The 1,016-nt window shown below is 56.9% G+C and carries 1 protein-coding gene and 1 pseudogene; both read left to right on the top strand.

The window, feature by feature from the left end; genetic code table 11:
• Positions 1-158 precede the first annotated feature (158 nt).
• Complete coding sequence (locus tag IQ273_RS33435; protein WP_194027358.1) at positions 159-749, top strand: LemA family protein; 591 nt, start codon at positions 159-161, stop codon at positions 747-749.
• A gap of 2 nt (positions 750-751) precedes the next feature.
• A pseudogene (locus IQ273_RS33430) lies at positions 752-1,016 on the top strand (transcriptional regulator); the annotation flags it as partial.

Here is a 1,016-nt window from a genome sequence, read left to right as displayed (position 1 = left end):
CCCCTGCCGTTCCCCCCCACCGAGCCTTTAGGGCGTCCGGGCAGTTAATCTAACCTTCACGTCAAGACGATTTTTTCTACCCCCTATCCACCCCTTTAGGCTACTTGTAGGTCATTTGGGCAAGCTAACGGTACGATGCCGTTTTTGAGGATATGCCCATGGGGGGACTGATACTGTTGGTAGCCGTGCTGCTAATTGCGGCGGTCTTTTTTGTCAATCTCTACAACCGCCTGGTGACCGGACGCAACCGCTACCAGAATGCCTATTCTCAAATTGATATACAGCTGCGGCGACGCTACGACCTGATCCCTAACTTGGTAGAAAGCGTCAAGGGCTACATGACCCACGAAAAAGAGACCCTGGCAGCGGTGATTAACGCCCGGAATAGCGCTATGAGTGCCAGTCGACAGGCGGCCCAGGCTCCCGGCGACCCCCGCGCTATGCAACAACTGGCGGCGGCGGAAGGAGCGCTTGATAGCACCCTGGGGCGGTTCTTTGCCCTCTCGGAAGCCTACCCCGACCTCAAAGCCAACCAGAATATGGCTCAGCTAATTGAGGAACTGCGCTCGACCGAAAACCGGATTGCCTTTGCCCGTCAGGCCTTCAACGATGCCGTCACTCTCTACAACACTCAGCGGGAGGTATTTCCGGGCAACCTGGTAGCGGGCAGCTTCAACTTTAACCCTGCTCAGCTCCTGGAAGAGAGTGATCCAGAAGTCAAGGCCGTGCCTCGGGTTTCCTTTAGCTAGCCATGAATTTTTTTGAGCACCAAGACCAGGCCCGTCGCAACACCACCAAGCTGCTGGTGCTGTTTGGGCTATCGATCGCCGTCATGATTCTGGCGTTCTACGGAGTCGCGATCGCCATTCTCGCCACCGAGACCAGTGGCCCCATCACGCTCTGGCGACCTGGGGTGTTGTTTTGGGTGACCACCGGTACTGTGGCTTTTATGGTGATGGGCAGCTCGACCAAAATGGCTCAGCTTAGCCAGGGTGGGCACAGCGTCGCTCAGGGGC

The organism is Nodosilinea sp. LEGE 07298 (genome assembly GCF_015207265.1).
GTDB lineage: Bacteria > Cyanobacteriota > Cyanobacteriia > Phormidesmidales > Phormidesmidaceae > Nodosilinea.
This window is presented reverse-complemented; position numbering and strand designations above follow the sequence as displayed.